Raw genomic sequence first — 26,094 nt, forward strand, 5'->3', positions numbered from 1 at the left:
CTGGTCAGCCCTTGATGAAGCCGATGAAATCGTCGGGCGCGGCGCGGCCCATCTCTTCTTCCCAGTGGCGGCGGCAGAGCGAGACATAGACGTCCTTGCCGATCGCCACCTGCTCGCCGTGGCGTGCCACCTTGCCATCCAGGCCGAGGCGCACGACCATCGTCGCCTTGCGGCCGCAGCGGCAGATGGTGCGCACTTCGCGCAAATCGTCGGCGATGGCCAGCAACGCGCGCGAGCCGGAAAACAGGTTGCCCTGGAAGTCGGTGCGCAGGCCGTAGCACATGACCGGAATGTTCAGGCGGTCGGCGATACGGGCGAGCTGCCAGACCTGCTCCTCCTCGAGGAACTGCGCCTCGTCGACGAACACGCAATGCACTGATGTGTGCGCGTGATGATCGGCGACGCGGGCGAACAAATCGTCACCGTCGCGGAACATCTCGGCTTCCGTCTCCAGGCCGATGCGCGACGAGATCAGGCCGGTATCGCCCTTGCGGTAGTGGCCGGCGACGAACAGCATCGTGCCCATGCCGCGCTCGCGATAATTGTACGACGCCTGCAACAGCATCGTCGTCTTGCCGGCATTCATCGTTGCATAGTGGAAATAGAGCTTGGCCATGCCGTCCTACGGTCTGTTGATATTCAGGTGATGCCGGCCTGCAAATGGCGGTTCCTGCGCTTCCGGTGCTCACGTACCCAAAGGTACGCTCCGCTCCGGTTCTCGGAGCCCACCATTTTCGTCTCGGCCTGACCTGAATCTAAACAGACCTTATGCCGACTTGGCTGGGCACGTGGAGGGGCGACCGCCCGCATTCCCCTGAAAAAGCCGTATCGCAAGACAAAAGCGTCAGCCGTGTCGCTCATTGGCCAGCCCGCGCCGTTGATCGTGATTGCCTTAACGCTTGAATCCACACCAGAATGGTGTTTGGCTGACGAAACAAGGCGGGCAAAGAAACCGTAACTACGCTTCGCCAAAGAATCACAATGGGAGAATATCTATGTCGCGCATGAACTCTTTCGTCGCAGGCCTCGGCCTGGCGGCTTTTTTGTCCACGAGCGCTGCCTTTGCCGGTGATCCGGCAAGCTGCAAGGCGGTGCGCCTTTCCGATGTCGGCTGGACCGACATCCAGGCGACGACCGGCATCGCTTCGGTGCTGCTGACCGCGCTCGGCTACGAGCCGCAGACGATCCAGCTGTCGGTGCCGGTGACCATGGCGTCGCTGAAGAACAAGGATCTCGACGTCTTCCTCGGCAACTGGATGCCGTCGATGACCAACGACATCAAGGACTACACCGCCGACGGCTCGGTCGAGACGATCAGCACCAACCTGACCGGCGCCGGCTACGGCATTGTCGTGCCGACCTATGTCGCGGATGCCGGCGTCAAGTCGCTGACCGATATCGGCAAGTTCAAGGACAAATTCAACGGCAAGATCTATGGCATCGAGGCCGGCAACGACGGCAACCGCATCATCCTCGACATGATCAAGAACCCCAAGGACAATCTCGAAGGCTTCGAGCTGGTCGAATCTTCGGAAGCCGGCATGCTGACGCAGGCTGAGCAGTCGATGAAGAACAATGAGTGGATCGCCTTCCTCGGCTGGACGCCGCATCCGGTGATGGGCGCCATGAAGATCACCTATCTCGACGGCATGGGCGACAGCGGCTTCGGCGCCGCCACCGTCTTTACCATTGTGCGCAAGGGCTACACCACCGAGTGCCCGAATGCCGGCAAGTTCATCGCCAACCTCAAGTTCAATCTGGATATGGAAGGCCAGATGATGGACGCGATCCTCAAGGGTGGCGATGCCAACACGGTGGCGACCGACTGGCTGAAGAAAAATCCCGATGCGATCACGCCATGGATCGCCGGCGTGACAACCTTCGACGGTGGTGACGCTGCGGCTGCCATCAAGACCGCTCTCGGAAGCTGAGCCGACTGTGATTTCGGCATGACCGAAATAAGGGCAGCCATTTAGAAAAGGCTGCCCTTTTTCACATCCTGTGACAAGATGACGATAGGTGAGGCCGAGGGCAGGGCGGTCTCCTGCATGAGAGGGGCGATATGGATCCGATTTCGAAATTCATGGTCGATCACAAGATTCCGATCGGCGCCTGGGGAAAGGCGTTCTTCGGTTTCCTCACCGACAATTTCGATACTGTGTTCAGGGCCTTTTCAAATGGCCTCAATTTCCTGCTCGACGGGCTGGTCGGCATCCTGCTGATGGTGCCGCCGGTGCTGCTGGCGCTGATCATCGCTGTCATCGCCTGGCTGCTGCAGCGCTCGAGGCCGCTCGCCATCGGCGTCTTTCTCGGCCTGATCTTCATCATCAACCAGAATTTGTGGAAGCAGACGGTGCAGACGCTGGTGCTGGTCGTCGCGGCCGCTGCCATGGCCATGGCCATCGGCGTGCCGCTCGGCATCTGGGCGGCGCACAAGCCGAAGGTCTATCGCGTCATGCTACCGGTGCTCGACCTGATGCAGACACTGCCGACCTTCGTCTACCTGATCCCGGTGCTGACGCTGTTCGGTCTCGGCAATGCGCCCGGCCTCATCGTCACCATCATCTTCGTCATCCCGACCGCGGTCCGGCTCACCCATCTCGGCGTCGTTTCGGTGCCGAAGTCGATCGTCGAGGCCGGCGAGGCTTTCGGCGCCACCAAGAGCCAGCTTTTGTGGAAGGTCGAGCTGCCTTCGGCGCTGCCCACCATCATGGCCGGTCTGACGCAGTCGATCATGCTGTCGCTGTCGATGGTGGTGTTCGCCGCACTGATCGGCGCCGGCGGCCTGGGCACCGAGATCAACCGGGCGCTTGGCTCGCGCCGTATCGACCTCGGGCTCGAGGCCGGCCTGGCAATCGTCGTGCTGGCCATCGTGCTCGACCGGATGACCCGCATCGCCGTTGGAGGCAAGAAATGACCGTCGCCGTCGATTTCCGGAATGTCGACATCGTCTTCGGCGCCGACCAGGCCGGATCGCTGAAGATGATCGACGCCGGCGCCAGCCGTGCCGAGATCCTCGAAAAGACCGGCAATGTGCTCGGCTGCGCCGGTGCCAGCCTGACCGTGAACGAGGGCGAGATTTCGGTGCTGATGGGCCTCTCCGGCTCCGGCAAGTCGACATTGCTGCGGGCGGTCAACCGGCTCAACGTGGTGTCGCGCGGCCAGGTGCTGGTCAAGGACGGCGACAAGACCGTCGATGTTGTGACTTGCGACCAGGCGACCTTGCGGCGACTGCGGCAGAAACAGGTGGCGATGGTGTTCCAGCAGTTCGGCCTGCTGCCTTGGCGCACGGTGGAGGAGAATGTCGGCCTTGGCCTCGAACTCGCCGGCGTGCCTGAAGCCGAGCGCAAGGAGCGCGTGCAACGCCAGCTCAAGCTGGTCAATCTCGACCAGTGGTCGAAGAAATACGCGCATGAGCTGTCGGGCGGCATGCAGCAGCGCGTCGGCCTCGCCCGCGCCTTCGCCACCGAGGCGCCGATCCTGTTGATGGACGAGCCGTTCTCGGCGCTCGACCCGCTGATCCGCACCAAGCTGCAGGACGAATTGCTGCAGCTTCAGGCTGAGCTGAAGAAGACCATCATCTTCGTCAGCCACGACCTCGAGGAGGCGCTGAAGATAGGCAGCCACATCACCATCATGGAAGGCGGGCGCATCGTGCAGACCGGGGCGCCGGAAGACATCGTGCTGCGCCCGGCCAATGACTATGTCCGCGACTTCATCGCCAATGTGAATCCGCTGTCGGTGCTGACCGCCTGGAACGTGATGCGCGACCGCCGCGACCTCGATCACGGCAAGGATGGCTGGGTGTGGCTCGACCGGCGCAAGACTACGCGTTTCAAGATCGATGATCATGGGCTGGTGGCGGCGGCCGAACGCGACGGCAAGCCGGCGGTGTGGGTGTCGTGCGCCGATGTCGAGGCCCAGCCGGAGGAAGTCGCGCAGGTGTTCTGGGCCAATCCCGGCACGTCGCTGAAGACCGTGATGCTAGCCATGCACCGTTCGCAGACCGCGCCGGTGGCGCTGTTCGACGACCAGTCGCGATTTGTCGGCGCGATCGGCATCCGCGACGTGCTGAGTGCGGTGCTGCGGCGGTAGGAGCCGCGAGAACTCCAGGACCATCGGCGATCAGGGAAGGCGCTTTGGAGAGGATTTGGGGTTGGCTGTGTAAACTGGGGACTGCCCAAAAAGGCACCCGGAATACTGCTGGTGGTTGCGATGCGATCGATCCTGGAGTTTTTCAGGATTGGCGGTGCGATCGGCACGCAGCTGAGTGCACATCAGCTCTTTTAAATTGAAGGGACGCTGGCAGCGATCGCTGCCTCGTTGGCCGTTCTTGTCCTGCATGCATTCGGGCGGCACGGTTGGGCGACCCTCTTCAGCTTGGCTGCAATAATTGCCCTGTTGGCATGGAAGATCGCCGTCATCCGTTGAAAACGGCAAAACGTCCCTGGTTCGTGCCGGCCTTGATATCTTGTTGCCGGCGTTCCTCGGTTTTAGGGGAACGCCGCTAAAGCTCTGTCTTGCGAGGCCGGCACTTGGGCGACTTGCCTCTAGAGCCGTTCACCGTTTCAAGGAAACGGCGAACCGCTCTAACCCTTTGTTTTGACGCAATTCCGGACGGAAAACCGTTTCACATTTTTTCTGGAATTGCTCTAAGCCGCCAGCGGCAGGCGCAGTTGCGTCAGCAGACCGCCGCCCGGGTTGTTTGACAGGCGGATCTCGCCGCCCGCGGCACGGGCGATGTTGCGGGCGATGGTCAGGCCGAGCCCGAGACCACCGGTCTGGCGGTTGCGCGATTGTTCGAGGCGCACGAAAGAGCCGAACACGGCGTCGATCTGTGCCTGCGGTATCCCAGGTCCTTCATCGCGGATGGTGAGCAGGATCATGTTTTCCGACCGGCGCAGGCTGAGATGCGCCTTCTTGCCGTAGGTGACCGCGTTCTGCACCAGATTGGTGACGCAGCGCTTGAGCGCGACCGGTCGCGCCATGCAGATGAGGCCGCGTGATCTTGTATCGTCGTCGAACGAGACGTCGTCATAGCTGTCGGCGATCGATTCCACGAGCGACCAGAAATCGATGCGTTCGTTCTTTTCCTCGGTCACCTCGAAGGTGGCGAAGTCGATCACCGAGCTGGCGATGCTCTCGACATCGGCGAGATCATGCGCCAGCGCCTCGCGAACCGCCGATTTGCGCAATAGCTCCAGGCGCAGGCGCATCCTGGTCATCGGCGTGCGCAGATCATGCGCCAGTGCCGCCGCAAGATGTTCGCGGTCCTCGACATATTCGCGCAACCGGGCCTGCATGGCGTTGATCGCCTTGGCGGCGGCACGGACCTCGCGGCTGCCGCCTTCAGCGATTGGCGGGCTCTTCAGGTCCTTGCCGATCCGGTTCACCGCGGTTTCCATCATCCGGTAGGGCGCTGTCAGCCGGCGCAGCGACCAGATCGACATGATCACCACCAGGCCGGCGATCAGCGAATAAAGTGGCAGGCTGTCGAAGCTCAGGATCGGGCCGACGGGCGTGATCGGCTCGGTGAAGTTCAGCCATTGGCCGTCGGCGAAACGCAGCGAGGCCGTCAGCTTGTCGCTCTGGGCGAAGTCGGCGGCCAGCACCAGCAGGTCGCGTTCCACCTGGCCGATATCGGGTCCCGGCGCCGTGCCGGTGGCGTCGTCGGCCTCGCGCGTCGCCGGGTCACGCCGCACGCGCGCATCGGTGATGCCGAATTTCGACAGCCGGCCGACGAGGATGTCTTCGAGTTCAGCCAGTTCGTCGTCGCCTGCAATCGACGAGGTGACCGCCGGCGTGTCCGAGACGGTGAGCGCATAGGTGGAATTGAACAGGCCGGTCGCCGTCGCTTTGCGTTCCTCCGGCGTGGCGTCATGCATGAGCTGCACCAGCGAGAAGGCACGATCGTTGAGGCGGTAGAGGTCGACGACGTCGTTGGCGGCAGCACGGTCGCGCGACACGATGTAGAGGGTCGCGACCTGGCTAATCAGCAGGCCGGCGATGACGATCAGCAGTACCCAGACAGGCAAGGTCTGCGGCAGGAAACGTCTCATTCGGAGGTCGTCTCGGGCAGGAACTGGTAGCCGCCGCTGCGCACGGTGAGGATCAGTTTGGGCGTTTTCGGGTCGTCCTCCATCTTGCGCCGCAACCGGCTGACCAGGATGTCGATGCTGCGGTCGAAGGAATAGTCGCTGTCGCCGCCGGACAGTTCGATGAGCTGGTCGCGGGTCAGCACGCGCTGCGCGCTCTTGACGAAGGTCTGCAGCAGGTTGAATTCCGCCATGGTCAGCTCGACCCTGACATCGTCGGGCGCGATCAGCCGGCGGCGCGAACAGTCCATCGTCCAGCCGGCGAAGCGGTAGATTTGCTTCGTGGTGGCTCGCTTGGGCTCGGCGGCGCCATTGCGCCGCAGCACGGCGCGGATACGCGCCAGCAGCTCGCGCGGGTCGAAGGGTTTCGGCACATAATCGTCGGCGCCCATCTCCAGGCCGACGACGCGGTCGGTCGTCTCGGTGACGGCGGTCAGCATGATGATCGGCGTCGAATACTGGGCGCGCAGGTCGCGGCACAGCTCCAGCCCGCTCTTGCCTGGCAGCATCACGTCGAGGACGATGAGATCCACCTGCGTGCGGCGCAGGAGGGTTTCCATCTCGACGCCGTCGGCGGCAACCGAGGTGTGCAGGCCCCGCTTCTGGAAGAATTCCTGCAGCAGGTCGCGGATGCCCTTGTCGTCGTCGACAATCAGTATGTGTGCATCGGATTTCACAGCAGCCCTGTCATTGTTGATTGCCAAGCCCTTCTGTCGCAACCCACACGATAGAATTCAGGCCATATGTTGGCCAGTGGTGATGATGGGTTCACACCGGCTTTCTCAGACACAATCCAGAAACAAAATTCTACAGTTCAGAAAAACTCCTGAAAAATTTCAAAGGCATAACGGGTCTCGTGGCGGTCAGGTCATCGGCTGCGACGCTAGTCTCCGGGTTTACGGATAAACCGATGCCAAGGTTGTCGATCAGTTTGTTGGGTGCGTTGCTGGGCCTTGGCCTGGTTACCGCCGCTGTCGGACAATCGGACGCAAAGATGACACTCACAACCCGGAGCGAACGGTGCGCCAATCTCAGCCGCCAATTCGACGAAGCCCTCGAAACCCATGCCACGGCAACGCAGGTCACCGCGGCAAAGGCACTTCAGAGGAAGGGCAACCGGTACTGCGCCGCCAAGAAACAGGCACAGGGCATCCGGATGCTCGCAAATGCTTTGAAGCTGCTTGGAGTGACACCGAACGACCCGGTTCAGTGACATCAGAAACTCGACCCGCATAAAAAGGAAATGAAGCCATGAAAAAGTCCATCCTGTCCGCCCTCGGCCTCTCCGTTGCTCTCGCCTTCTCGATGCCAGTTCTTGGCAATGCAGCCGCCACCACGACCACTGCCCCGGCTACTGCCACCACGACCACCGCTCCGGCTGCTGCCGCGACGACCACCGCTCCGGCCAAGGCTGCTCCGAAGAAGGTCACCAAGAAGACCGTCTGCAAGGTGACCAAGAAGCACAAGTGCCCGGTCAAGAAGGCGCCCGCGAAGGCGGCCCCGAAGGCTGCTCCGAAGAAGCCCTGATCAGCTTCGAGGTCAGTTCCAGCAAGGCCGTTCCAGCCGTAAATCGGCTGGGGCGGCCTTCTGCCAAGTGCATGGTCGATGAGCTGAATACCGGCGGCTTTCCAGCCAGGCAACTCGACCGACGCTTAACCCGTTTGCAACACCGGCCATGTAGGACAATCCGCATGAAGAAGCGGCTTTCGTCCATTTTGCGCTCGATGGTGATCGGCGGCCTGGTTGTCACCGGCGTCGCCAAGGTGCTGATCCTGTTCACCGCCAGCCCGGTGCCCGATCCGGCCAGCGGACGCACCGAGCCTTCGCTGTTTGCACCGGCGATTTCCACCAACTGGGACTACATCACGCCCGCACAGACCTGGCTGCTGATCGTGCTGACCGGCGCAACGCTGATCAGCGCTGCCGCGTGGCCGATCGCAGCATGGCTGGAACGCCGGGCCGATGCCGGTGGAACCCGCCTTCGGCACGACATGCCGTCCACCACGACGCTGAGGGCGATCCAGGGCCGTCGCATGTTCGGCCGTCAGGGTCGTTGAACGGCAACCGACACTTTCCCACATGATTGTGAATGGTCGCGCCCGCCGGACATCGGTTTGGCGCGTCAATCAAAATGGACGGCTGCTGTCGCTGATGCCAGAATGGCGGCAAGGTCACTATGCTAACTGTCGGTTCCGATGCCTGAAATCACCACAAAACCGCGTACTCAGGTCAAGCCGCAGGTCGAACGGCCGAAGCTCTACAAAGTCATCCTCATCAATGACGATTTCACGCCGCGCGAATTCGTGGTGACGGTGCTGAAGGGCGAGTTCAAGCTCAGCGAGGACCAGGCGCACCGGGTGATGATCACCGCGCACCGGCGCGGCGTCTGCGTCGTCGCCGTCTTCACCAAGGATGTCGCCGAGACCAAGGCGACGCGCGCCACCGATGCCGGCAAGGCCAAGGGCTATCCGCTGATGTTCACGACGGAGCCGGAGGAGTAGTCCTAGCGTCCCTCGCGGTACCACATCGAACCCATTGCCAGCAGCAATAGCCCGAGGCCGAGGAAGCCGCCGAACAGCGGCACGCGCGAGACGGCCTTGAGCACGCTGTCGTCTGTGGTGCGCAAGCCGATCCAGTCGCTGCCGGACGCAGCACCAGCCGAACGCACGGGCACGATGGAGGGCAGCGTCACATTGCTGCCAAGGGCCGTGGACGACGCCAGCCGGCGCACGCTGCCGCCGGTGGCTTCCGCCGGCGCCTTCAGCCGGTTTTCGGTGGAGATGACATCGGCGAACTCCGGTGCGTTGACCGGGCCGACATGGGCGAGCGCCGTCAGGTCGCCGTTGGCGACCTGGTAGAGGCCGATCTCGTTGGTCTCGACGCTGCCGAGAAAGACGCCGGGTTCGGATTTCTCGAGCTTGACGGTCAAGGTCTTGCCGGACGGGGTGATGATCTGGGCGGGACCGGGATCGTCGGCCATCGTCTGGCGGCGGATCTCCAGCACCATGCCGCGGCCATCGGCGGTCAGCCGCTCCTCCTCGAGCTCGGGCTCCTTCATCAGCCAGTGCGCAATGCGCCGGTAGAGCTGGACATGCGGGCCGCCGCCCTCGAAGCCGCGCGCCCACAGCCAGCCCTGGTCGGACAGAAGCATGCCGACGCGGCCTTCGCCCTTGCGATCGAGCAACAGCAGGGGCCGGTTGTCAGCGCCCTTCATCACCACTTCGCCTTCGGGATTCTGCACGCCGATGGTGCGGAACCAGCGGCTCCAGTGCGGCGGCTCGGTGGCCGAACCATCGAGCCCGCGCGTCACCGGATGGCGCTGGCCGAGTTCGGTGAGGCGCGGATAAAAGGCCTTGTCGACCACCTCGCCGGTCGGCATCGCAGGCAGGGCCGACATCAGCGGTGTGCGTGCGATAGAGCTTTCGCCGGCATATTCGGGGCCGGCCGCAATCAGCAGCGCGCCACCCTTGTCGACATATTCGGAGATGTAGTCGTAATAGAGGATCGGCAGCACGTCGCGATGCTGGTAGCGGTCGAAGATGATGAGGTCGAAATCCTTGATCTTCTCGACGAACAACTCGCGGGTCGGGAAGGCGATCAGCGACAATTCGTTGATCGGCGTGCCGTCCTGCTTTTCCGGCGGCCGCAGGATGGTGAAGTGGACGAGATCGACCGAGGCATCGGATTTCAACAGGTTGCGCCAGGTGCGCTCGCCGGCGTGCGGCTCGCCCGAGACGAGCAGCACGCGCAGGTTCTCGCGAATGCCGTCGATGAGCGCGATGGCGCGGTTGTTGGTGTCGGTCAGTTCGCCTGGTTCGCGATCTATGGCGAGCTCGACGATGTTGCGGCCGGCGCCCGGAATGGTCACCTGCAGCGGCATGGCCTGGCCGACGGTGGCATGCTCGACCGCGACCTGCTCGCCATTGACCGAGACGCGTACATCGACCAGGCCAGTCTCGTTTTCGGTCGAGATGACGCGGTACGTCATGTCGAGCGGCTTGCCGACAAGGCCGAAGCGTGGCGCATTCTCGAAGCGGATGCGGCGGTCTTTTTCGTGATCGTTGCCGGTGATCAGGGCATGCAGCGGGGCGTTGAAATCGGGCGCGCCCGGGGGCGCATCATGCACCTCGCCATCGGTGATCATGATGGCGCCGCCGATGCGTGACGGCGGCACGTCGCGGAAAGCGCCTTCGAGCGCGCCGAACAGCCGTGTCTCGGTGCGCTCCTCGGCGGCCTCGGATTTGCCGGCCTCGACGACGCGCACGTCGAACTGCTTGAACCGGCCAAGGCGCTGTTGCAGCCCGGCCAGCGCCTCGTCGGTCTGGTTGGTGCGGTCGCCGATATCCTGACTCTGGCTGCGGTCGACGATCAGCGCGACGACGCTCTTCAGCGGCTCGCGTTCCTCATTGAGGAACACCGGGTTGAACAGCGCGGCGGCGAGCGCCAGAAGGGCGATGAAGCGGAAGACCGAGCCGCGCTGGCGAAACCACAGGCCGACCATCGCAAGCAGCGCCAGCGGCACGAGCGCCAAGGCCAGCAAGGGCCAGGAGATCAGCGGTTCGAAAGAGATCGACCAGTTCATCCCTTACTCTCCCCTTTGTGGGGAGGGTCGATCCGCGTAGGCAGCACAGCAAAGAACGTCATCTTACTGGCCCAGCCGTTCGAGCAGTATGGGCACGTGCACCTGGTCGGATTTGTAGTTGCCGGTCAGCATGTACATCATGATGTTGACGCCGGCGCGCAGCGCGTAGATGCGCTGCATCGGGTCCGCCGGCACGGTCGGCAGCAGCGGATCGCCATTCTCGTCTACCGCCCACGCGCCGGCGAAATCATTGGCGGTGATCATGATCGGCGAGACGCCGTCGCCGGTGCGCACCGGCCGGTTCTCGGCGTTGCTGGCCTCGAGTGACGCCTCGACCCACAGTGGGCTGCCGGCGAAGCGGCCGGGAAATTCGGGCAGGATGAAGAAGGATTTGGTCAGCACATGATCGGACGGCACCGGCTCCAGCGGCGGCACGTTGAGGTTGCCGAGGATGTCGCGCAGCCGCTCCGTCGCCGGGCTGGTCGAATCGGCGCCGATGCCGTTGGCGAACTGGTCGCGGGTGTCGAACAGCACCGTGCCGCCTTGCTGCATATAGGCGTCGATGCGGGCGATCGCGGCCTGGCTCGGCATCGGAGCGGCCGGATCGATCGGCCAGTAGATGAGCGGATAGAACGACAGCTCGTCCTTCGAGATGTCGACACCGGCCGGCTCGCCTGGTTCCAGTGCCGTCTTCTCGACCAGGAAGCGGGTCAGGCCCTCGAGCCCGGCGCGGCTGATCGAATCGTCGCCCGGCACGCCGGTCAGCACATAAGCGATGCGGGTCTTCGAAATCGCCTCTATGGCAACCTCGTCGCCCGGCTTGGCATCGTCGGCGCGCGCGAGATCGGCATGGCCGAACAGCGCGCCAAGCGCAATCAGGACTGCTGCTGTGGTAGCCACGGCGCCGGCGCGGCGCGGCCGGCGTGAAAACAGGCCGCCCATCCAGAACACCGCCAGCGTATCGAGCAGCATCAGCACCAGGGCAGCCGCGACCAGAGCGCCCTTCAGGTTGCGCGATTCATCAAAGGCATACTGGATCGATGTGACGGGAACAGTGATTTGCGGGCGTACCAGCGGGGCCAGCGTGCTGTCGGCTTCAAGCAGATTGTGGGCAAACACGCCCGTCTCGGAACCATAGAGGCCGGGCGGGTTTTCAAAAGTCACCGGCAGGGCACCGGCGCCCGGCACCAGCGGCCGCGCGTCCGGTGTCGGCGGCACCAGCGAGCCATCAGCCGCGATCATGCGGTAGGGTGCCAGCGAGGTGGCGGCGGCTTCGGCATTGGCGATCGCCGCACCCTGGTTGCGTGACAGCTGCACGATACGGCGCAGCATCTCGACGAAGCTGCCCGAGATCGGCAGGTTCGACCAGGTCGCCTCGGGGGTGACGTGAAACAGAACCAGCGTGCCCTTGCCTTTCTTCAGGCCGGTGACCAGAGGCGTGCCGTCGGCAAGGGCCGCCCAGGTGCGCTCGACGATGTCGGGCGTCGGCTCGGCCAGCACCTGCCTGCTGACGGTGACCTCGGTCGGCGGCGCCAGATCGGCGAACGGGCCGGCCTTGGGGAATTCGGTGACCGGCTGCGGCGACGTCCATGACAGTGCGCCGCCGAGCGAACGCTCGCCGGTGCGCAGGCGGACCGGCAGCAGATCTTCGTCATTGCCGGCGGCGGCCAGTCGCGATCCGGCGAAACGCACTAGCGTGCCGCCATTGGCGACCCAGTCGACCAGCCTCTGCCGGACCTGTGCGGGAATGGTGCCGATGTCGGCCATGATGATCATCGCCGGCTTTTGGTCGAGGATCTGCGGGATGGCATCGGCGAGGTCGGCGCTGGAGGGTTCGACCAGATCGGCGAAGGGCTGGAGCGCGCGCCTGATGTAATAGAGCGGTGACAAAAGCGGCTGCGCCTGATCGGCCTCGGCCTGCGACAACAGCCCGACGCGGCGGCGCTTGGAGCTTTCGTCGAGAACGCGGACGGCACCTGCCTGGCGCTCGCCGTCGAGCGTGATCGAAGCGAAGTCGTTGCGCAGCTCGAACGGCACCGCCATCGTGCCGGTGGCGGTGGTTTCGCCAGGCGAAAAAGTCAGCGTCGCATCGGCGATGCGGCGGCCCTTGTCGTCGAAGGCGCCGGCGGTCACCTGCGCCGGGGCCGGGTCGCCCGGTGCGCGAATGGCGGTTAGCGCAAAGCCGTCGACCTGGTTATCGGAGGTGGTCAGGCCGGTCAGCGACAGCCGGTCGGCGGTTGCCCAGACGACGCGGGCGGCGTTCTTCGACAACAGCGTGTTGAAGGCGGCCTCGTCGCCCTTTGCCGCAAGGCCGTCGGCAAGCACGGCGACGCTGGCGCCAGGCAAAGTCTCCAGCACGCCGGCGACGCGGGCATAGACGGCGGGCCGGTCGGTCGGGATCGGCCGTGGCTTGGCTGCGCGCAGCCGGTCAAGGGCTGCGGCGGCATCGAACGGGCCGATCTCCGCATTGGCTTTTTCGGCGGTGAAGGCGATGACGACAGGCACGCCGTTCGAGCCGGCATCGTTGATCAGCCGTTCGGCTGTGGCGACGCGCTTGCCCCAGTCGGCGGCACTTGCCCAGTCATTGTCGATGACCAGCGCAAGCGCGGCACCTTCGGCCGGCAGCTTTTCGCGCGGGTTGAAGACCGGGTCGGCCAATGCGGCGACGATGAGCGCCGCCATCAGGAGCCTGAGTAGCGTCAGCCACCACGGGCTCTGCTGCGGCGTCTCCTCGCGCTTCAGCACACGGGCCAAGATTTTCAGCGGCGGGAAGATTTCGGTCTGCGGTTTGGGCGGTGTCAGCCGCAACAGCCACCAGATCACCGGCAGCGCCAGCAGGCCCCACAGCACCATGGGGGCGCCAAAGGAGAGCGGCAGCCAGCTCATGCGACAGCCTTTCCGATGGAGGGGCCATCGGCGGTCATCGCCATGTGCAGGCGCACCAGCGCATCGGACGCCAGCCGGTCGGTGTGGTTGACGGTAAAGCTCCAGCCGAGCCGTCTGCACCAGGCGGCCAGTTCGTGGCGGCGGGCGGTGTAGAGCAGGCGATACTCGTCACCCAGCATTTCGGCGCGGCCGGCGGTCAGCTTGTCGCCGGTCTCGGGATCGGTGAACTCGGTGCGGCCGGCATAGGGGAAGGTTTCCTCGGCCGGGTCGGCAACCTCGATCAGATGCGCGCGCACGCCGTGGCGGGCGAGCACGTCGAGCCACGCCATCGTCTCCTCGACGGGATCGAGGAAATCGCTGGCGATGACGATGTCGCAGAAGCGCCTGATATCGGACAGATCGGGTTTTGCCGGCAAGTCGCCGGCATGCATCAGCTGGGCGGCGATGCGCTCGGCGCCGTTGCGGGCGGTGAACGGATCGGTGAGGCCGGGCCAGGCGATGCGCTCGCCGCTGCGCGACATCAATTCGGCCATGGCCAGCGCCAGTACCAGCGCGCGCGATTGCTTGGAAACGCTGGCGCCGGTCGACTTGTAGAGCATCGAGGGCGAGGGGTCGGCCCACAGCCATACCGTATGGGCGGCTTCCCATTCGCGGTCGCGCACGTAGGTGTGGTCATCGCGCGCCGAGCGGCGCCAGTCTATGCGTGAGGCATCGCCTTCGACATAGGGCCGGAACTGCCAGAAATTCTCGCCGATGCCGCGCTTGCGGCGGCCATGCCAGCCGGCGATCACCGTGTTGACAATGCGCCGCGCCTCGACCAGCAGGTCGGGAACCAGCGAGGCCCGCAACCGGCCACGGGCGAGCGCGTCGCGCGTCGCGGCCGGTGCTTGGAGCTCGCCAATATGCGCCATCAGATACCTTTGGCCAGTTTCGCCACCACGTCGCGCACGCTGGTGCCTTCGGCGCGGGCGGCGAAGGTTAGCGCCATGCGATGCTGCAGCACCGGCTCGGCCAGCGCGCGGACATCGTCGATCGAAGGCGCCAGCCGCCCGTCGTAGAGCGCGCGCGCCCTTGTGCACAGCATCAACGCCTGGCTGGCGCGCGGGCCGGGGCCCCAGGCGACATGCTTGTCGGTCTCGGCATTGCCCTGGCCGGGACGCGCCGAGCGCACCAGGGTGAGGATCGCCTCGACGACGCTTTCGGGCACCGGCATGCGGCGGATAAGCGTCTGGATTTCCTTCAGCCGCGCCGGCTGCAGCACGCTCTGGGCTTTCGCGTCCTCGATGCCGGTGGTTTCCAGCAGGATGCGGCGCTCGGCCTCGATTTCGGGATAGAGGATGTCGACCTGCATCAGGAAGCGGTCGAGCTGCGCCTCGGGCAGCGGATAGGTGCCTTCCTGCTCCAGCGGGTTCTGCGTTGCCAGCACGTGGAAGGGCGCCGGCAGATCGTAGCGGGCGCCGGCAATGGTGACATGGTATTCCTGCATCGCCTGCAGCAGTGCCGACTGGGTGCGCGGCGAAGCGCGGTTGATCTCGTCGGCCATCAGAAGCTGGGCGAAGATCGGCCCGGAGATGAAGCGGAAGGAACGCTTGCCGATCTCGTCCTGCTCCATCACTTCGGAGCCGAGGATATCGGACGGCATCAGGTCCGGCGTGAACTGGATGCGGCGCGAATCGAGGCCGAGCACGATGCCCAGCGTTTCGACCAGCTTGGTCTTGGCGAGGCCCGGCACGCCGACCAGCAGCGCATGGCCGCCGGCCAAAAGCGCCACCAGGGTGCGCTCGACGACACTCTCCTGGCCGAAGATGACCCGACCGACCCCGTCACGGATTCTGGAAATATCCGCCAGCGCCTTCTCGGCCTCGGCGATCATGTCCTTTTCGCTGATCGGGCTTTCCTTGACCATTACGCTCATGCCGCATCGATCCTCGTGGTTGGAAATACCAGCTCGCAGCATACCATGACTGCCGCGATTCGGCCTCGCCCAGCGTCTGCATTTGAACTTAAATCACAGACTTAGGCTGACAAGCGGAACAACAGTGACTATTTCGTGACCATGACGGGACCCTTGGAACATCGTGAAGAAAGCCTCACGACCGCCACTGAAGCGCGCGGTCTCGAGGCGCTGATCTCGCGCGCGGCCCGCGCCGGCAAGGGCGCGGCACCCGTCGAACGCTGGAATCCCGACTTTTGCGGCGATCTCGACATGGAGATCAAGGCCGACGGCACCTGGTTCTATCTGGGTACGCCGATCGGCCGCATGCCGCTGGTGCAGCTTTTCTCCTCGGTGCTGCGCAAGGACGAGGACGGGAGGACCTATCTGGTGACGCCGGTGGAGCGAGTCGGCATCCGCGTCGCCGATGCGCCCTTCATCGCCGTCGAGATGGATGTTTCTGGCGGCGGTGACGCGCGGATCATCACCTTCCGTACCAATGTCGGCGACGTCGTCGAGGCCGGGCCGGAGCGGCCGCTGCGCTTCGTCGACGAGAACGAGACCGGCGGGTTGAAGCCCTATGTGCTGGTGCGCGGCCGCCTGGAGGCGCTGGTGGCGCGGCCGGTGATGTATGAGTTGGTCGGGCATGGCGAGGAGGTCGAGATCGGCGGCAAGACAATGTTTGCCGTGCGCTCGAAGGGCGCGGTGTTCCCGATCATGCCGGCGGACCAGTTGAAGCGGCTGAGCGCGTGATGGACCAGATGTCGCAGGCGCCGTTTTCATCAGCGGATTTTCGGGCGCGCTTTGCCGCGCAGCCGGATGCGCATGCCGGTGACGACTATGGCGATCATCGCTTCAACCCCGGTCATCCGCGCCTCAACCAGGGCAAGGCGTTGCGCGATGCGGCCGTGCTGATCCCGATTGTCGATCATCAGGGCGATGCGACGGTTCTCTTGACCAAACGGGCCGAAAAGCTGCGCAACCATTCGGGACAGGTCGCCTTTCCCGGCGGCACCATCGACCCGACCGATCCGAGCCCGGAGGCTGCGGCGCTACGCGAGACCTTCGAGGAGATCGGCCTTGGCGGCGATCGCATCGAGATCATCGGCCGCATGCCCGACTATGTCGCCGGCAGCGGCTACCGCATCGCACCGGTGCTGGGCATCGTGCGGCCAGGTTTCCATCTCGCCTTGAATGCCGACGAGGTCGATGCCGCCTTCGAAGTGCCGCTGCGCTTTCTGATGGACCCGGCCAACCACAAGCGTGACAGCCGCATGTGGAACGATCTCGAATGGTTCTTCTACGACATGCCTTATGGCGACCGGCGCATCTGGGGCGTCACCGCCGGCATCATCCGTACGCTGTATGAAAGGCTCTATGTGTGAGTGTCTCGATCGCGAGCAGGGCCGACTGGCTCACCGACAAGCATCTGCAGCGCCTGCTGGCCGCACTGGCCGAGGGCGGTGAGGAGGCGCGTGTCGCGGGCGGTGCGGTGCGCAACACGCTGATGGGCCAGCCGGTCGCCGACATCGACATCGCCACCACATGTTTGCCGCAGGAAACCATCCGCCGCGCCGAGGCGGAAGGCTTCAAGGCGGTGCCGACTGGCATCGAGCACGGCACGATCACCGTGGTCGCCGGCGGCAAGCCTTATGAGGTCACCACCTTGCGCGCCGACATCGAGACCGATGGGCGACGCGCCAAGGTGTCGTTCGGGTGCGACTGGAATCTCGACGCCGAGCGGCGCGATTTCACCATCAACGCGCTCTATGCCGAGGCTGATGGCAAGGTGGTCGACCTGGTCGGCGGCATCGCCGACATCGAGGCACGCCGGCTGCGCTTCATCGGCGATGCGGAGGCGCGTATCCGCGAGGATTACCTGCGCATCCTGCGTTTCTTCCGCTTCTTCGCCTGGTATGGCGACGGCCGGCCGGATGCCGAGGGATTGAAGGCCTGCGCCCGACTGAAGGAAGGGCTGGCCCAGCTTTCGGCTGAGCGCATCTGGTCGGAACTGAAGAAGCTCTTGTCGGCGCCTGATGCCTCGCGGGCGCTGCTCTGGATGCGGCAGGCGAGTGTGTTGACCGCCGCGCTGCCGGAAAGCGAGAAATGGGGCATCGACGCGATCCATGGGCTAACCAAGGCCGAGAAGGATCTAGGCTGGGCACCTGACCCGCTGCTGCGGCTGGAAGCGATCGTGCCGCCGGATGCGGCGCGCATGAAGACGCTCGCCGAGCGGCTCAAATTTTCGACTGCTGAAGCGGATCGCCTGCGCCACTGGGCGCTGACCACCGCCGTCGAGCCGAAGACGACCGAGGGCGAACTGGCGAAAAGGCTCTATCGCGGCGACCGGCAGGGATTTGTCGACCGTCTGCGGCTGTCGCTTGCGGCAGCCAGGGTGCGCGCTGTCGAGGACAATGAGGCGCTGCTCGAAGCCGGTGGCTTTTCGCGCCTGCTTGCCTTCGCCACCAAATGGGAAAAGCCGTTGTTTCCGCTGAAAGGTGCCGATCTGACCGCGCTCGGTGCAACTCCGGGGCCGAAACTGGGCGAAGTCCTCAAGAATCTGGAGGCGGAATGGGTCGAAGCCGGTTTTGCCCCTGATCGCGACGCGCTCCTCATGCGCGCCGCCGAAGCCTTGAAGGCCGGGTAGATCAGGCCGCGTCGCGGGTCTTCTCGATGCGCGAGCGGATCGCCTCGATCATCGTCTCGCGGATGACCGTTTCGCCATGCGTCTCGCGCATATGCTCGACGGCACGGCGCATGACCTCGGCCTCCTCGTCGGCACGCGTGTGCCAGTCACAGCCGGGCACGAGCGACCCGCAGTGAAATTCCTTCATGAGATTTCTCCTTTTCCTCCGTGGAGCCTGAGGCTCCGACACCTTTTTTTGGCTCACGGCCCAATCCGAGATCGAATCCTGGGGCCGCGAGCGGGAGAGCAGCATAACACACATGGGGTGACATTGGTTGCGGTCAACGGTGAAAAGGCGGAGCAGCGCTGCTCCTCCCTCTTACGCTACCCCGAAACAGGACCGGATATCGTCTCATCCTGCTCTGGCAGGCAAGCCGTCATTTTGCGATCTTTACGGCCTCGGCGACTTTGTTCTTGCCTTTCATATCCCATGAGACGCGGACCTTTTCACCGACCGTCAGGCCAGGATCCTTGAAGGTCTTGGCAAGCGTAAAAGACGATCCATCATCGAGGACCAGGCTCATGGCCGTCGTGTCAAAGGTCTTGATCGTCCCGGTGGTATGCTTGACGGCGGCGAATGCCACCGAACCGGAAGCGAGAAGGGCAGCGGCGGCTGCCGAAACAATGATCTTGCGCATTGTGGAGTACTCTTGGGGAGGCGGGCATCCTTTTTGACGAAGATGTCCCGCATCGTCTGGGCCGTCCGGTCGCGTCGGGTCGCGGCTCGCCCTCAGGCGAACCGCCGGCGCTTCCCGACCTGGCGCCACAAATAGACCAGTCTTTTCAAGAGCCTATTAGACGAAAAAGAAATTCTTCGCCGCACCGCGTGCCACATTCCATGCCCATTTCGAGCGAATGGGACATCAATGCGGCTCACGCCGCGCTCACCATCTTGTTACGGCCAGCGAACCTCGGGCGGCAGGCTGGAGAGGATGGCTGCGACGTTGCCGCCAGTCTTCAGTCCGAAGATGGTGCCGCGATCGTGAAGCAGGTTGAATTCGACATAGCGGCCACGGCGGATGAGCTGTTCGTCGCGGTCGCCGTCGGTCCAGTTCTCGTTGAAGTTGGCGCGCACGAGGTGGCCGTAGACGACGAGAAAAGAGCGGCCGACATCCTGGACGAAGTTGAAATCGGCATTCCAGCCGCCTTTGTCCTCGCCCGAATGCAGCCAGTCGAAGAAGATGCCGCCGGTACCGCGCGGCTCGTTGCGGTGCGACAGATAGAAATACTCGTCGCACCAGGCCTTGAATTTCGGGTAGTCGGCAACGGCGGCGTTCTTCTCACAGGCGAATTGCATGGCGCGGTGGAAGGCGACCGTGTCGGGGTCGTCCTGGGTGCGACGGCGGTCAAGCACCGGCGTCAAATCGGCGCCGCCGCCGAACCATTGGCGAGATGTGACCACCATGCGCGTGTTCATGTGCACGGCCGGAACGTTTGGGTTCCAGGGATGCGCGATCAGCGAAATGCCAGATGCCCAGAAGCGCGGGTCTTCCTCGGCGCCGGGCATCTGCTTCCTGAATTCGGCTGAGAACTCGCCATAGACGGTCGAGGTGTGGACGCCAACCTTCTCGAAGACGCGGCCGTGCATCATCGACATGGTGCCGCCGCCGCCGCGGCCCTCGTCACGTTCCCATGGCGTCTTTTCGAAACGGCCCGGCGACCATGAGGCCAGCGGCCCGCCAAGATCCTGCTCGATCTGCTCGAAGGTGGTGCAGATGCGTTCGCGCAACGCCTCGAACCACAGCCGTGCCTTCATCTTCTTCTGTTCGATGTCGGCGGGCAGGCCTGCCGGTATTTCAGGTCGTTCCAAGTGCCGTCTCCGGTTGGGGCGGCGAGTCCCACAAATGACTCGTCTTTTGCCGGCGCGATCCCTAATCTCTTAGAGGACAGGGTCAAGTGTCATTACGGTGCAAGGAGTTGTTTCGTGCGCACCCCGGCAAGACCGCCGCTGGATGGCCTGAAGAAAAGGCTCGACCAAAGCCGGGCCGAGCGCGCACGCATGCCGCGCGACGGTTTCCTGCGCGAGACCTTCGTGCTGCCGCGCTCCGATGCGCGGCTCAAGGCCAAGGAGTGGTTCGAGCGCTTTCCCAAGCAGGCCTACTGGACCGAGATCGAAAGCTGGTTCGAGCGGCCGGGCGACCTGATCGAGTTCACCATCAGGCGGTTGCCGGTGGCGGACTAGGACTCTACCAACAACCGCCTCGCGCCCGTGCCTTCCTTCGCCAGCCGGTCGCCCTTGTTGCGCAGCGGGCATTTGTCGATGGACATGCAGCCGCAGCCGATGCAATCGGTCAGCCCGTCGCGCAGTTTCTTCAACTGGGCGATCTTGTGGTCGAGCCTGTCGCGCCAGGCGGTCGACAGCAGGTTCCAGTCATCGCGTGTTGGCGTGCGCCCCTCGGGTAGCGATGCCAGGGCCGTGCCGATTTCGGCCAGCGAGATGCCGACCTCTTGTGCCACCTTGATGATCGCCACGCGCCTCAGCACGTCGCGGCTGTAGCGGCGCTGGTTGCCTGATGTGCGGTTGCTGCGGATCAGGCCGCGGGCCTCATAAAAATGCAGCGCCGACACCGCCACCCCGCTGCGCATGGCCACCTGGCCGACCGTCAATTCCGTTACTGGCGCCATTTCTCACTTTCCGCTTGACCTCAAGTTAAGTTGAGCTTGTAGCGAAGAAACCCTGAATGTGCAAACGAAGCAGAAGGCGATGTGCGCCTGGGTCAAGATGACGGGAGACGGAGTGCCGATAGGTCTTGACGCAATTCCGGACGGAAAACCGCTTCACACTTTTCCTGGAATTGCTTTAGCCGAGTTGCCGGATGGCTTCGCCCGCCACCATGGCGACGGAAAGCGCGACGTTGATGCTGCGCGCCGTGCCCTGCATGGGGATGGTCAGCCGCGCATCCGCCGCCTGATGGACAGGATCCGGAACGCCTGCGGATTCGCGGCCAAACAGAAGGATGTCGCCATCGGCGAAGGTGAAGCTGGTGTAAGCGGTCGTGGCTTTGGTCGACAGCAGCACCACTCGGTTCGCGCGGGCTTTGCGCCAGTCCTCGAAGGCGTGCCAGTCGACATGCCGGGTCAGGGCAGCCATTTCGAGGTAATCCATGCCGGCTCGCTTGAGCGCTTTGTCGGAGAGCGGAAAGCCGGCCGGTTCGATGATGTCGACGCCGAGCCCGAGGCAAGCGGCGAAGCGCAGGATTGTCCCTGTGTTGCCGGCGATATCCGGCTGGTAGAGCGCGATGCGGAGACGACAGTTCACTTCCGCGTCCTTCTAATAAGTGGCAGATCGGCCACAGCGGGCTCGCGGTTTTGGAAATTGCTGGACCTGCGGGTGGCCATTTTCTGCGAAGTCGGGTATGTCAGCTCCATTGTCAACCCGAACCGATGGAGGGGTAATTCATGATGACCATGCACATCCAGCGCCCCTCTCGTGGGCTTACCTGCCTGCCGGCGGTTTCGGTACGACGATTCTCCTGACCCTCTAAGACTTGATCGCACCGATTCCCGCCGAAACGATTTTTCGGCTCTCGAAGGAATCCTGCGATGTTTTTCAAAAAGTCAAAAGGGCTGAACGCCCCACCTGAGCATGTCCGGACCGATGCTTATCGTGCCTCGACTGACGCAATGCGTGCCTCCGGCCGAATGCCGGCGGACGAAATTGCTTCGCCTTTTTATCTCTATTTTCACACGGAGGACGGACCGATGTTCGATCCCTACAGAATACCGGGCTCGAGGAGCCTGCATATCCACCGACTGCCGACCTGGGCACTGCTGATCGGCGACACCTATTCGTCGGCGGTTCACGCCGAAGTCCGCCGCCGGCCGCATCGCGGCATGCTGCCGGACGTCGATTTCTCGCGCGCGGTTCCCGACCCCAGCCGGCCGTCGCTGGTGCGCCGGATCATCCGGCTGGTCCGACCCGGCGCGAAAATCCGGATCGTGAACAGTGCGCCGTCAGGATCATCAGGCGCACCTGTCGGCGAAAAGCCCGCGAGCCCCTATAATGCGCGAAGCAGGGCCGACGGTCCGGATGATTCCGGACCGTCGGCCCTCGACGCCGTGGGTTCCGGAGACTTCGTACGCTCCCGTGCCGCATAAGCGGAAAACAGATTTCATGAGCATGACCTATGTTGTTGTTTAGCTGGTTTGAAAGACGGCTCGATCCGTTCCCCGCGGTGGAACCGGTCGAGCCGCCCAGGACGCTGGTTGCCTTCTGCGTGCATTATACGCGCGGCGCGTGGCCCTATATCCTTCTCGACGCGGTGCTGGTGACGGCCATCGCGATCGCGGAAGTGTGGATGTTCGGCTTCCTCGGCCGCATCGTCGACTGGCTGTCGGGGCAGAATCGCGAAACCTTCCTGCAGACGGAAGCCTGGAAGCTCGCCGGCATGGCCTTCATCGTGCTGTTTGCGCTGCCGGGCACGGTATGGCTGCATTCGCTGCTTAACCAGCAAACGCTGATGGGCAACTATCCCATGCGCATCCGCTGGCAGGTGCATCGCTATTTGCTCAAGCAGTCGATGAGTTTCTATCAGGACGAGTTCGCCGGTCGCATCGCCACCAAGCTGATGCAGACGGCGCTCGCCGTGCGCGAATGCGTCATCAAGCTGATCGATGTCCTGAACTACGTCATCGTCTATTTCCTCGGCATGCTGGTCATCGTCGGTTCGGCCGACTGGCGGCTGGCGGCGCCACTCGGCGTCTGGCTGGTCGGTTACATCCTGTTGCTGCGCTATTTCATCCCGAAGCTGGGCAAGGTCGGCGAGGAGCAGGCCAATGCGCGCTCGACCATGACCGGCCGCGTCGTCGACAGCTACTCCAACATCCAGACGGTCAAGCTGTTCAGCCACGCACGCCGCGAAGCATCGTTCGCGCGGGAAGGCATGGCCGGTTTCCTGCAGACGGTCTACCGGTCGATGCGGCTGGTGACGGTGCTTTTCGGCCTGCTCTACATCATGAATTCGCTGCTGCTGTTTTCGGTGACGGCGATGGCGCTGTGGCTGTGGCTCGGCCAGTCGGTGACGATCGGCGCGGTCGCCGTGGTCATCGGGCTGGTGCTCAGGCTATGGGGCATGTCGCAATGGATCATGTGGGAAATGTCGGGCCTGTTCGAGAATATCGGTACGGTGCAGGACGGCATCGCCTCGATCTCGTTGCCACGCCTGGTCGAGGACAAGCCTGGCGCGAAGGACATCGCCGTTTCCAGGGGTGAGATACGCTTCGAGGACATCCGCTTCCACTATGGCAAGCAGAAAGGGGTGATCGAGAACCTGTCGCTGGCGGTGAAGCCGGGTGAGAAGGTCGGTATTGTCGGCCGCTCCGGCGCCGGCAAATCGACGCTGGTCAACCTCCTGCTGCGTTTCTACGACCTGGAGAGCGGAAAGATCCTGATCGACGGCCAGGAGATCGCCGATGTGACACAGGATTCGCTGCGCGCCCAGATCGGCATGGTCACCCAGGACACCTCGCTGCTGCATCGTTCGGTGCGCGAGAACATCCTCTATGGCCGGCCCGACGCCTCGGAAGAGCTGCTTGTCGAGGCGGCGGGCCGCGCCGAGGCGCTGGACTTCATATCAGGGCTTTCGGACGCCAAAGAGCGCATGGGCTTCGATGCCCATGTCGGCGACCGCGGCGTCAAATTGTCCGGCGGCCAGCGGCAACGCATCGCCATTGCTCGCGTTATGTTGAAGGACGCACCTATACTTATCCTTGACGAAGCGACCTCGGCGCTTGATTCCGAAGCCGAGGCGGCGATCCAGGAGAATCTCTACAAGCTCATGCAAGGCAAGACCGTCATCGCCATCGCGCACCGGCTGTCGACCATCGCGGCGATGGACAGGCTGGTGGTGATGGACAAGGGGCGTGTCATCGAGGAAGGTTCGCACGAGGAACTCGTCGCCAAGGGCGGGCTCTACGCGCAGCTCTGGCAGCGCCAGTCGGGCGGGTTCCTGCTTGAGGACGGTCCCGCCGACGCCGCCAATGACGCACTTGCAAAGGGGCAAGCCGCAGAATGATGGCCGCCGCATGATGACAGCCGTCTATCGCTGGTTCGAGAACTGGGTCTATCCGTTCAGGGAGCCAGCGAATCTTCGGCCACCGACTGGTGTCGGCGGCTTTCTCTGGCACTATGTCGGCCAGGCGAAGTTCGCCTTCTTCGCCATGCTGGTCATCGGCGGCATCGCGCCGCTGGTCGAGGCCGGCCTGTTCTACTTCGTCGGGCGGCTGGTCGATATTCTCGACCAGCTTCCCGCCGAGCGCAGCTGGCACGCCTTGTGGAATGCCGCCGGCTCTGAACTGGTGTTCATGATCGCGGTGGTTCTGGTCATCCGCACCGTCGTCGTCGGGCTGTCGACGCTGGTCGACGAACAGACGATCACGCCGGGCTTCTACAATCTGGTGCGCTGGCAGGCGCACCGGCATGTCTCGCGACAGTCCTACACCTTCTTCCAGAACGATTTTGCCGGCCGCATCGCGACAAAAGTCTGGCAGGCGGGGCAAGCGACCGGCGACCTGATGGAGAGCTTCATCGAGGTCATCTGGTTCATGCTCATCTATACGGTGACGACGCTGGCGCTGGTCGCCGGGCTGGATCTCAGACTGGCGGCGCTGGTGGTGATCTGGATCCTTGCTTTCGGCTGGCTGGCCAAGCTCTATCTGCCGGCAATCCGCAAGCATGCGGAGGAGGCCGCCGAAGCCGGCTCGATGATCAATGGGCGCATCATCGATTCCTATTCCAACGTTCAGACGCTGAAGCTGTTCTCGGCCGATGGCGACGACCGCTACATCAAGAACGGCTTCGACATCTATCTCGACGCACTACGGCCCTTCACCCGCCGGCTGACCGGCGTGCGCATGGCGCTGACGACGCTGTCGGGCATCATGATCACGGCGATCGGCTGTTTTGCCGTCTATCTCTGGGTCGAGGGCTCGATCACCGTGGGCGCGGTCGCCTTCACGCTGTCGCTGGTGCTGCGGCTCAACATGCTGCTCGGGCGGGTGATGATGCAGCTCAACAGCATATTGCGAAACCTCGGCGTGCTGGAGAACTCCAAGGCGCTGATCTCGCAACCGCTCGGGCTTGTCGATGCGCCCGATGCGAAGGAGCTTGTCGTGACCGGCGGTCGCATCGAGGTCAGGAACGTCAAGTTCCATTACGGCAAGGGCTTCGGCGTGCTGAACGGCATCAACCTCGTGGTGAAGCCGGGCGAAAAGGTCGGACTGGTCGGACCGTCCGGCGCCGGCAAGACGACGCTCGCCAATCTGATGCTGCGCCTCTACGATTTGGAAGGCGGGTCGATCACCATCGACGGTCAGAACGTTGCCCAGGTCACGCAGAATTCGCTGCGCGCCAATATCGGCGTCGTCAGCCAGGATACGGCCCTGTTCCACCGTTCGCTGCGCGACAACATCAAGCTCGGCATGCCGGACGCCACCGACGCCGAGGTGATCGCGGCGGCGAAGAAGGCCGAGGCGCACGAGTTCATCCCGACCTTGCGCGACAACAGGGACCGCGCCGGCTACGAGGCCTTTGTTGGCGAGCGCGGCGTCAAACTGTCGGGCGGCCAGCGTCAGCGCGTGGCGATCGCCCGTGTCTTCCTCAAGGACGCGCCGATCCTGATTCTCGACGAAGCGACCTCGGCACTCGATTCCGACATCGAGGCGGCGATCCAGGAGAATCTGACGCGGCTGATGGAAAACAAGACGGTCATCGCCATCGCCCACCGGCTGTCGACGATCGCAGCACTCGACCGGCTGGTGGTGCTCGACGGCGGCCGCATCGTCGAGCAGGGCACGCATGACCAGTTGGTGGCGCTCGACGGGCTCTATGCGCGGCTGTGGAAGCGGCAGTCTGGCGGTTTTCTCTATCACGAGGACAGCGTGCTCGAAGAGACACGCCCGGCGGAGTAACTCC

The 26,094-nt window shown here is 63.8% G+C and carries 26 protein-coding genes; 14 read left to right on the forward strand and 12 right to left on the reverse strand.

The window, feature by feature from the left end:
• Nucleotides 1-4: 4 nt before the first annotated feature.
• A complete protein-coding gene (locus tag ASD99_RS09940; RefSeq protein WP_056595766.1) occupies nt 5-616 on the reverse strand; it encodes a thymidine kinase in 612 nt (203 codons plus the stop codon).
• Between the two features lie 379 nt (nt 617-995).
• Here ASD99_RS09940 and ASD99_RS09945 point away from each other — a divergent pair, with 379 nt between their 5' ends.
• The 3 genes from ASD99_RS09945 (at nt 996) to choV (ending at nt 4,095) form a co-directional block, all read left to right on the forward strand.
• The gene (locus tag ASD99_RS09945; protein WP_056595762.1) at nt 996-1,931 is read left to right on the forward strand and encodes a choline ABC transporter substrate-binding protein; all 936 of its coding nucleotides are present in this window, start codon (nt 996-998) and stop codon (nt 1,929-1,931) included.
• A gap of 131 nt (nt 1,932-2,062) precedes the next feature.
• Nucleotides 2,063-2,917, forward strand: a complete 855-nt coding sequence (gene choW / locus ASD99_RS09950) for a choline ABC transporter permease subunit (protein ID WP_013529957.1) — start codon at nt 2,063-2,065, stop codon at nt 2,915-2,917.
• A complete protein-coding gene (gene choV / locus ASD99_RS09955) occupies nt 2,914-4,095 on the forward strand; it encodes a choline ABC transporter ATP-binding protein (protein ID WP_056595759.1) in 1,182 nt (393 codons plus the stop codon). The genes choW and choV overlap by 4 nt, the downstream gene beginning before the upstream one ends.
• Before the next feature lie 557 nt (nt 4,096-4,652).
• Here choV and ASD99_RS09960 read toward each other — a convergent pair.
• A complete protein-coding gene (locus ASD99_RS09960) occupies nt 4,653-6,059 on the reverse strand; it encodes an ATP-binding protein (RefSeq protein WP_057143458.1) in 1,407 nt (468 codons plus the stop codon).
• Complete coding sequence (locus ASD99_RS09965) at nt 6,056-6,772, reverse strand: response regulator (RefSeq protein WP_056596016.1); 717 nt, start codon at nt 6,770-6,772, stop codon at nt 6,056-6,058. The genes ASD99_RS09960 and ASD99_RS09965 overlap by 4 nt, the downstream gene beginning before the upstream one ends.
• A 233-nt stretch (nt 6,773-7,005) precedes the next feature.
• On the opposite strand from ASD99_RS09965, the gene ASD99_RS09970 reads away from it, so the two are divergent.
• The 4 genes from ASD99_RS09970 to clpS all read left to right on the forward strand — a co-directional run bounded on the left by ASD99_RS09970 (nt 7,006) and on the right by clpS (nt 8,596).
• Entirely contained in the window at nt 7,006-7,308 is a 303-nt protein-coding gene (locus tag ASD99_RS09970; RefSeq protein WP_056595753.1) for a hypothetical protein, read from the forward strand.
• 38 nt (nt 7,309-7,346) lie between these two features.
• Complete coding sequence (locus tag ASD99_RS09975; RefSeq protein ID WP_057143459.1) at nt 7,347-7,622, forward strand: hypothetical protein; 276 nt, start codon at nt 7,347-7,349, stop codon at nt 7,620-7,622.
• Between the two features lie 164 nt (nt 7,623-7,786).
• Nucleotides 7,787-8,152 (forward strand): hypothetical protein, encoded by a 366-nt coding sequence (locus tag ASD99_RS09980; RefSeq protein ID WP_056595746.1) that lies wholly within the window; start codon nt 7,787-7,789, stop codon nt 8,150-8,152.
• A 138-nt stretch (nt 8,153-8,290) separates the two neighbouring features.
• Complete coding sequence (clpS, locus tag ASD99_RS09985; RefSeq protein ID WP_056595743.1) at nt 8,291-8,596, forward strand: ATP-dependent Clp protease adapter ClpS; 306 nt, start codon at nt 8,291-8,293, stop codon at nt 8,594-8,596.
• Nucleotides 8,597-8,598: 2 nt separating this feature from the next.
• Here clpS and ASD99_RS09990 read toward each other — a convergent pair whose 3' ends face one another.
• The 4 genes from ASD99_RS09990 to ASD99_RS10005 all read right to left on the reverse strand — a co-directional run bounded on the left by ASD99_RS09990 (nt 8,599) and on the right by ASD99_RS10005 (nt 15,478).
• The gene (locus ASD99_RS09990) at nt 8,599-10,677 is read right to left on the reverse strand and encodes a hypothetical protein (protein ID WP_057143460.1); all 2,079 of its coding nucleotides are present in this window, start codon (nt 10,675-10,677) and stop codon (nt 8,599-8,601) included.
• Nucleotides 10,678-10,740: 63 nt separating this feature from the next.
• Entirely contained in the window at nt 10,741-13,563 is a 2,823-nt protein-coding gene (locus tag ASD99_RS09995; RefSeq protein ID WP_057143461.1) for a DUF4159 domain-containing protein, read from the reverse strand.
• Nucleotides 13,560-14,474, reverse strand: a complete 915-nt coding sequence (locus tag ASD99_RS10000; RefSeq protein WP_056595732.1) for a DUF58 domain-containing protein — start codon at nt 14,472-14,474, stop codon at nt 13,560-13,562. The genes ASD99_RS09995 and ASD99_RS10000 overlap by 4 nt, the downstream gene beginning before the upstream one ends.
• The gene (locus ASD99_RS10005) at nt 14,474-15,478 is read right to left on the reverse strand and encodes an AAA family ATPase (protein WP_056595729.1); all 1,005 of its coding nucleotides are present in this window, start codon (nt 15,476-15,478) and stop codon (nt 14,474-14,476) included. Before ASD99_RS10005 ends, ASD99_RS10000 begins: the two co-directional genes overlap by 1 nt.
• 141 nt (nt 15,479-15,619) lie before the next feature.
• Here ASD99_RS10005 and ASD99_RS10010 point away from each other — a divergent pair, with 141 nt between their 5' ends.
• From ASD99_RS10010 to ASD99_RS10020, 3 genes are read left to right on the forward strand one after another with little or no spacing between them, the layout of a single operon-like run.
• Complete coding sequence (locus tag ASD99_RS10010) at nt 15,620-16,249, forward strand: DUF1285 domain-containing protein (protein ID WP_057143462.1); 630 nt, start codon at nt 15,620-15,622, stop codon at nt 16,247-16,249.
• A complete protein-coding gene (locus ASD99_RS10015) occupies nt 16,249-16,881 on the forward strand; it encodes a CoA pyrophosphatase (protein WP_057143463.1) in 633 nt (210 codons plus the stop codon). Before ASD99_RS10010 ends, ASD99_RS10015 begins: the two co-directional genes overlap by 1 nt.
• Nucleotides 16,878-18,143: a CCA tRNA nucleotidyltransferase gene (locus tag ASD99_RS10020; protein WP_057143464.1), complete on the forward strand. Its 1,266-nt coding sequence runs from the start codon at nt 16,878-16,880 to the stop codon at nt 18,141-18,143. Before ASD99_RS10015 ends, ASD99_RS10020 begins: the two co-directional genes overlap by 4 nt.
• Nucleotide 18,144: 1 nt before the next feature.
• Here the strand turns inward: ASD99_RS10020 and ASD99_RS10025 are convergent, their stop codons facing one another.
• The 3 genes from ASD99_RS10025 to hemF all read right to left on the reverse strand — a co-directional run bounded on the left by ASD99_RS10025 (nt 18,145) and on the right by hemF (nt 19,992).
• Nucleotides 18,145-18,330: a DUF1059 domain-containing protein gene (locus tag ASD99_RS10025; protein WP_013529972.1), complete on the reverse strand. Its 186-nt coding sequence runs from the start codon at nt 18,328-18,330 to the stop codon at nt 18,145-18,147.
• Between the two features lie 229 nt (nt 18,331-18,559).
• Nucleotides 18,560-18,820 carry a DUF1344 domain-containing protein gene (locus ASD99_RS10030; protein ID WP_056595718.1) on the reverse strand — a complete coding sequence of 87 codons (261 nt, stop codon included), beginning with the start codon at nt 18,818-18,820 and terminating at the stop codon, nt 18,560-18,562.
• Between the two features lie 257 nt (nt 18,821-19,077).
• A complete protein-coding gene (hemF, locus tag ASD99_RS10035; RefSeq protein ID WP_056595715.1) occupies nt 19,078-19,992 on the reverse strand; it encodes an oxygen-dependent coproporphyrinogen oxidase in 915 nt (304 codons plus the stop codon).
• Between the two features lie 114 nt (nt 19,993-20,106).
• Here hemF and ASD99_RS10040 point away from each other — a divergent pair, with 114 nt between their 5' ends.
• Nucleotides 20,107-20,364, forward strand: coding sequence for a hypothetical protein (locus ASD99_RS10040; protein WP_027030665.1), 258 nt, complete (start codon nt 20,107-20,109; stop codon nt 20,362-20,364).
• Here the strand turns inward: ASD99_RS10040 and soxR are convergent.
• Nucleotides 20,361-20,807: a redox-sensitive transcriptional activator SoxR gene (gene soxR, locus ASD99_RS10045; protein ID WP_057143465.1), complete on the reverse strand. Its 447-nt coding sequence runs from the start codon at nt 20,805-20,807 to the stop codon at nt 20,361-20,363. The genes ASD99_RS10040 and soxR overlap by 4 nt on opposite strands.
• A gap of 175 nt (nt 20,808-20,982) precedes the next feature.
• Nucleotides 20,983-21,441 (reverse strand): tRNA (cytidine(34)-2'-O)-methyltransferase, encoded by a 459-nt coding sequence (locus ASD99_RS10050; RefSeq protein WP_027039408.1) that lies wholly within the window; start codon nt 21,439-21,441, stop codon nt 20,983-20,985.
• 443 nt (nt 21,442-21,884) lie between these two features.
• On the opposite strand from ASD99_RS10050, the gene ASD99_RS10055 reads away from it, so the two are divergent.
• From ASD99_RS10055 to ASD99_RS10065, 3 genes are read left to right on the forward strand one after another with little or no spacing between them, the layout of a single operon-like run.
• Entirely contained in the window at nt 21,885-22,280 is a 396-nt protein-coding gene (locus ASD99_RS10055) for a hypothetical protein (RefSeq protein ID WP_082583222.1), read from the forward strand.
• Between the two features lie 29 nt (nt 22,281-22,309).
• A complete protein-coding gene (locus tag ASD99_RS10060; RefSeq protein WP_057143467.1) occupies nt 22,310-24,196 on the forward strand; it encodes an ABC transporter ATP-binding protein in 1,887 nt (628 codons plus the stop codon).
• A gap of 10 nt (nt 24,197-24,206) precedes the next feature.
• The gene (locus ASD99_RS10065; protein ID WP_056596010.1) at nt 24,207-26,090 is read left to right on the forward strand and encodes an ABC transporter ATP-binding protein; all 1,884 of its coding nucleotides are present in this window, start codon (nt 24,207-24,209) and stop codon (nt 26,088-26,090) included.
• Nucleotides 26,091-26,094 lie beyond the last annotated feature (4 nt).

Source organism: Mesorhizobium sp. Root695 (genome assembly GCF_001428185.1).
Taxonomy (GTDB): Bacteria; Pseudomonadota; Alphaproteobacteria; order Rhizobiales; family Rhizobiaceae; genus Mesorhizobium.

Coding starts and splice junctions, on each gene's coding strand:
- choW (WP_013529957.1), top strand. CDS start 2,063: ATGGATCCGATTTCGAAATTCATGGTCGATCACAAGATTCCGATCGGC.
- ASD99_RS10055 (WP_082583222.1), top strand. CDS start 21,885: ATGTTCGATCCCTACAGAATACCGGGCTCGAGGAGCCTGCATATCCAC.
- ASD99_RS09995 (WP_057143461.1), bottom strand. CDS start 13,563: ATGAGCTGGCTGCCGCTCTCCTTTGGCGCCCCCATGGTGCTGTGGGGC.
- ASD99_RS10065 (WP_056596010.1), top strand. CDS start 24,207: ATGATGACAGCCGTCTATCGCTGGTTCGAGAACTGGGTCTATCCGTTC.
- choV (WP_056595759.1), top strand. CDS start 2,914: ATGACCGTCGCCGTCGATTTCCGGAATGTCGACATCGTCTTCGGCGCC.
- ASD99_RS10000 (WP_056595732.1), bottom strand. CDS start 14,474: ATGGCGCATATTGGCGAGCTCCAAGCACCGGCCGCGACGCGCGACGCG.
- ASD99_RS10060 (WP_057143467.1), top strand. CDS start 22,310: ATGTTGTTGTTTAGCTGGTTTGAAAGACGGCTCGATCCGTTCCCCGCG.
- ASD99_RS09940 (WP_056595766.1), bottom strand. CDS start 616: ATGGCCAAGCTCTATTTCCACTATGCAACGATGAATGCCGGCAAGACG.
- ASD99_RS09970 (WP_056595753.1), top strand. CDS start 7,006: ATGCCAAGGTTGTCGATCAGTTTGTTGGGTGCGTTGCTGGGCCTTGGC.
- ASD99_RS10010 (WP_057143462.1), top strand. CDS start 15,620: ATGACGGGACCCTTGGAACATCGTGAAGAAAGCCTCACGACCGCCACT.
- ASD99_RS09990 (WP_057143460.1), bottom strand. CDS start 10,677: ATGAACTGGTCGATCTCTTTCGAACCGCTGATCTCCTGGCCCTTGCTG.
- ASD99_RS10015 (WP_057143463.1), top strand. CDS start 16,249: ATGGACCAGATGTCGCAGGCGCCGTTTTCATCAGCGGATTTTCGGGCG.
- ASD99_RS09975 (WP_057143459.1), top strand. CDS start 7,347: ATGAAAAAGTCCATCCTGTCCGCCCTCGGCCTCTCCGTTGCTCTCGCC.
- soxR (WP_057143465.1), bottom strand. CDS start 20,807: ATGGCGCCAGTAACGGAATTGACGGTCGGCCAGGTGGCCATGCGCAGC.
- ASD99_RS10005 (WP_056595729.1), bottom strand. CDS start 15,478: ATGAGCGTAATGGTCAAGGAAAGCCCGATCAGCGAAAAGGACATGATC.
- ASD99_RS09960 (WP_057143458.1), bottom strand. CDS start 6,059: ATGAGACGTTTCCTGCCGCAGACCTTGCCTGTCTGGGTACTGCTGATC.
- ASD99_RS10030 (WP_056595718.1), bottom strand. CDS start 18,820: ATGCGCAAGATCATTGTTTCGGCAGCCGCCGCTGCCCTTCTCGCTTCC.
- ASD99_RS09945 (WP_056595762.1), top strand. CDS start 996: ATGTCGCGCATGAACTCTTTCGTCGCAGGCCTCGGCCTGGCGGCTTTT.
- ASD99_RS09980 (WP_056595746.1), top strand. CDS start 7,787: ATGAAGAAGCGGCTTTCGTCCATTTTGCGCTCGATGGTGATCGGCGGC.
- ASD99_RS10025 (WP_013529972.1), bottom strand. CDS start 18,330: ATGAAGGAATTTCACTGCGGGTCGCTCGTGCCCGGCTGTGACTGGCAC.
- clpS (WP_056595743.1), top strand. CDS start 8,291: ATGCCTGAAATCACCACAAAACCGCGTACTCAGGTCAAGCCGCAGGTC.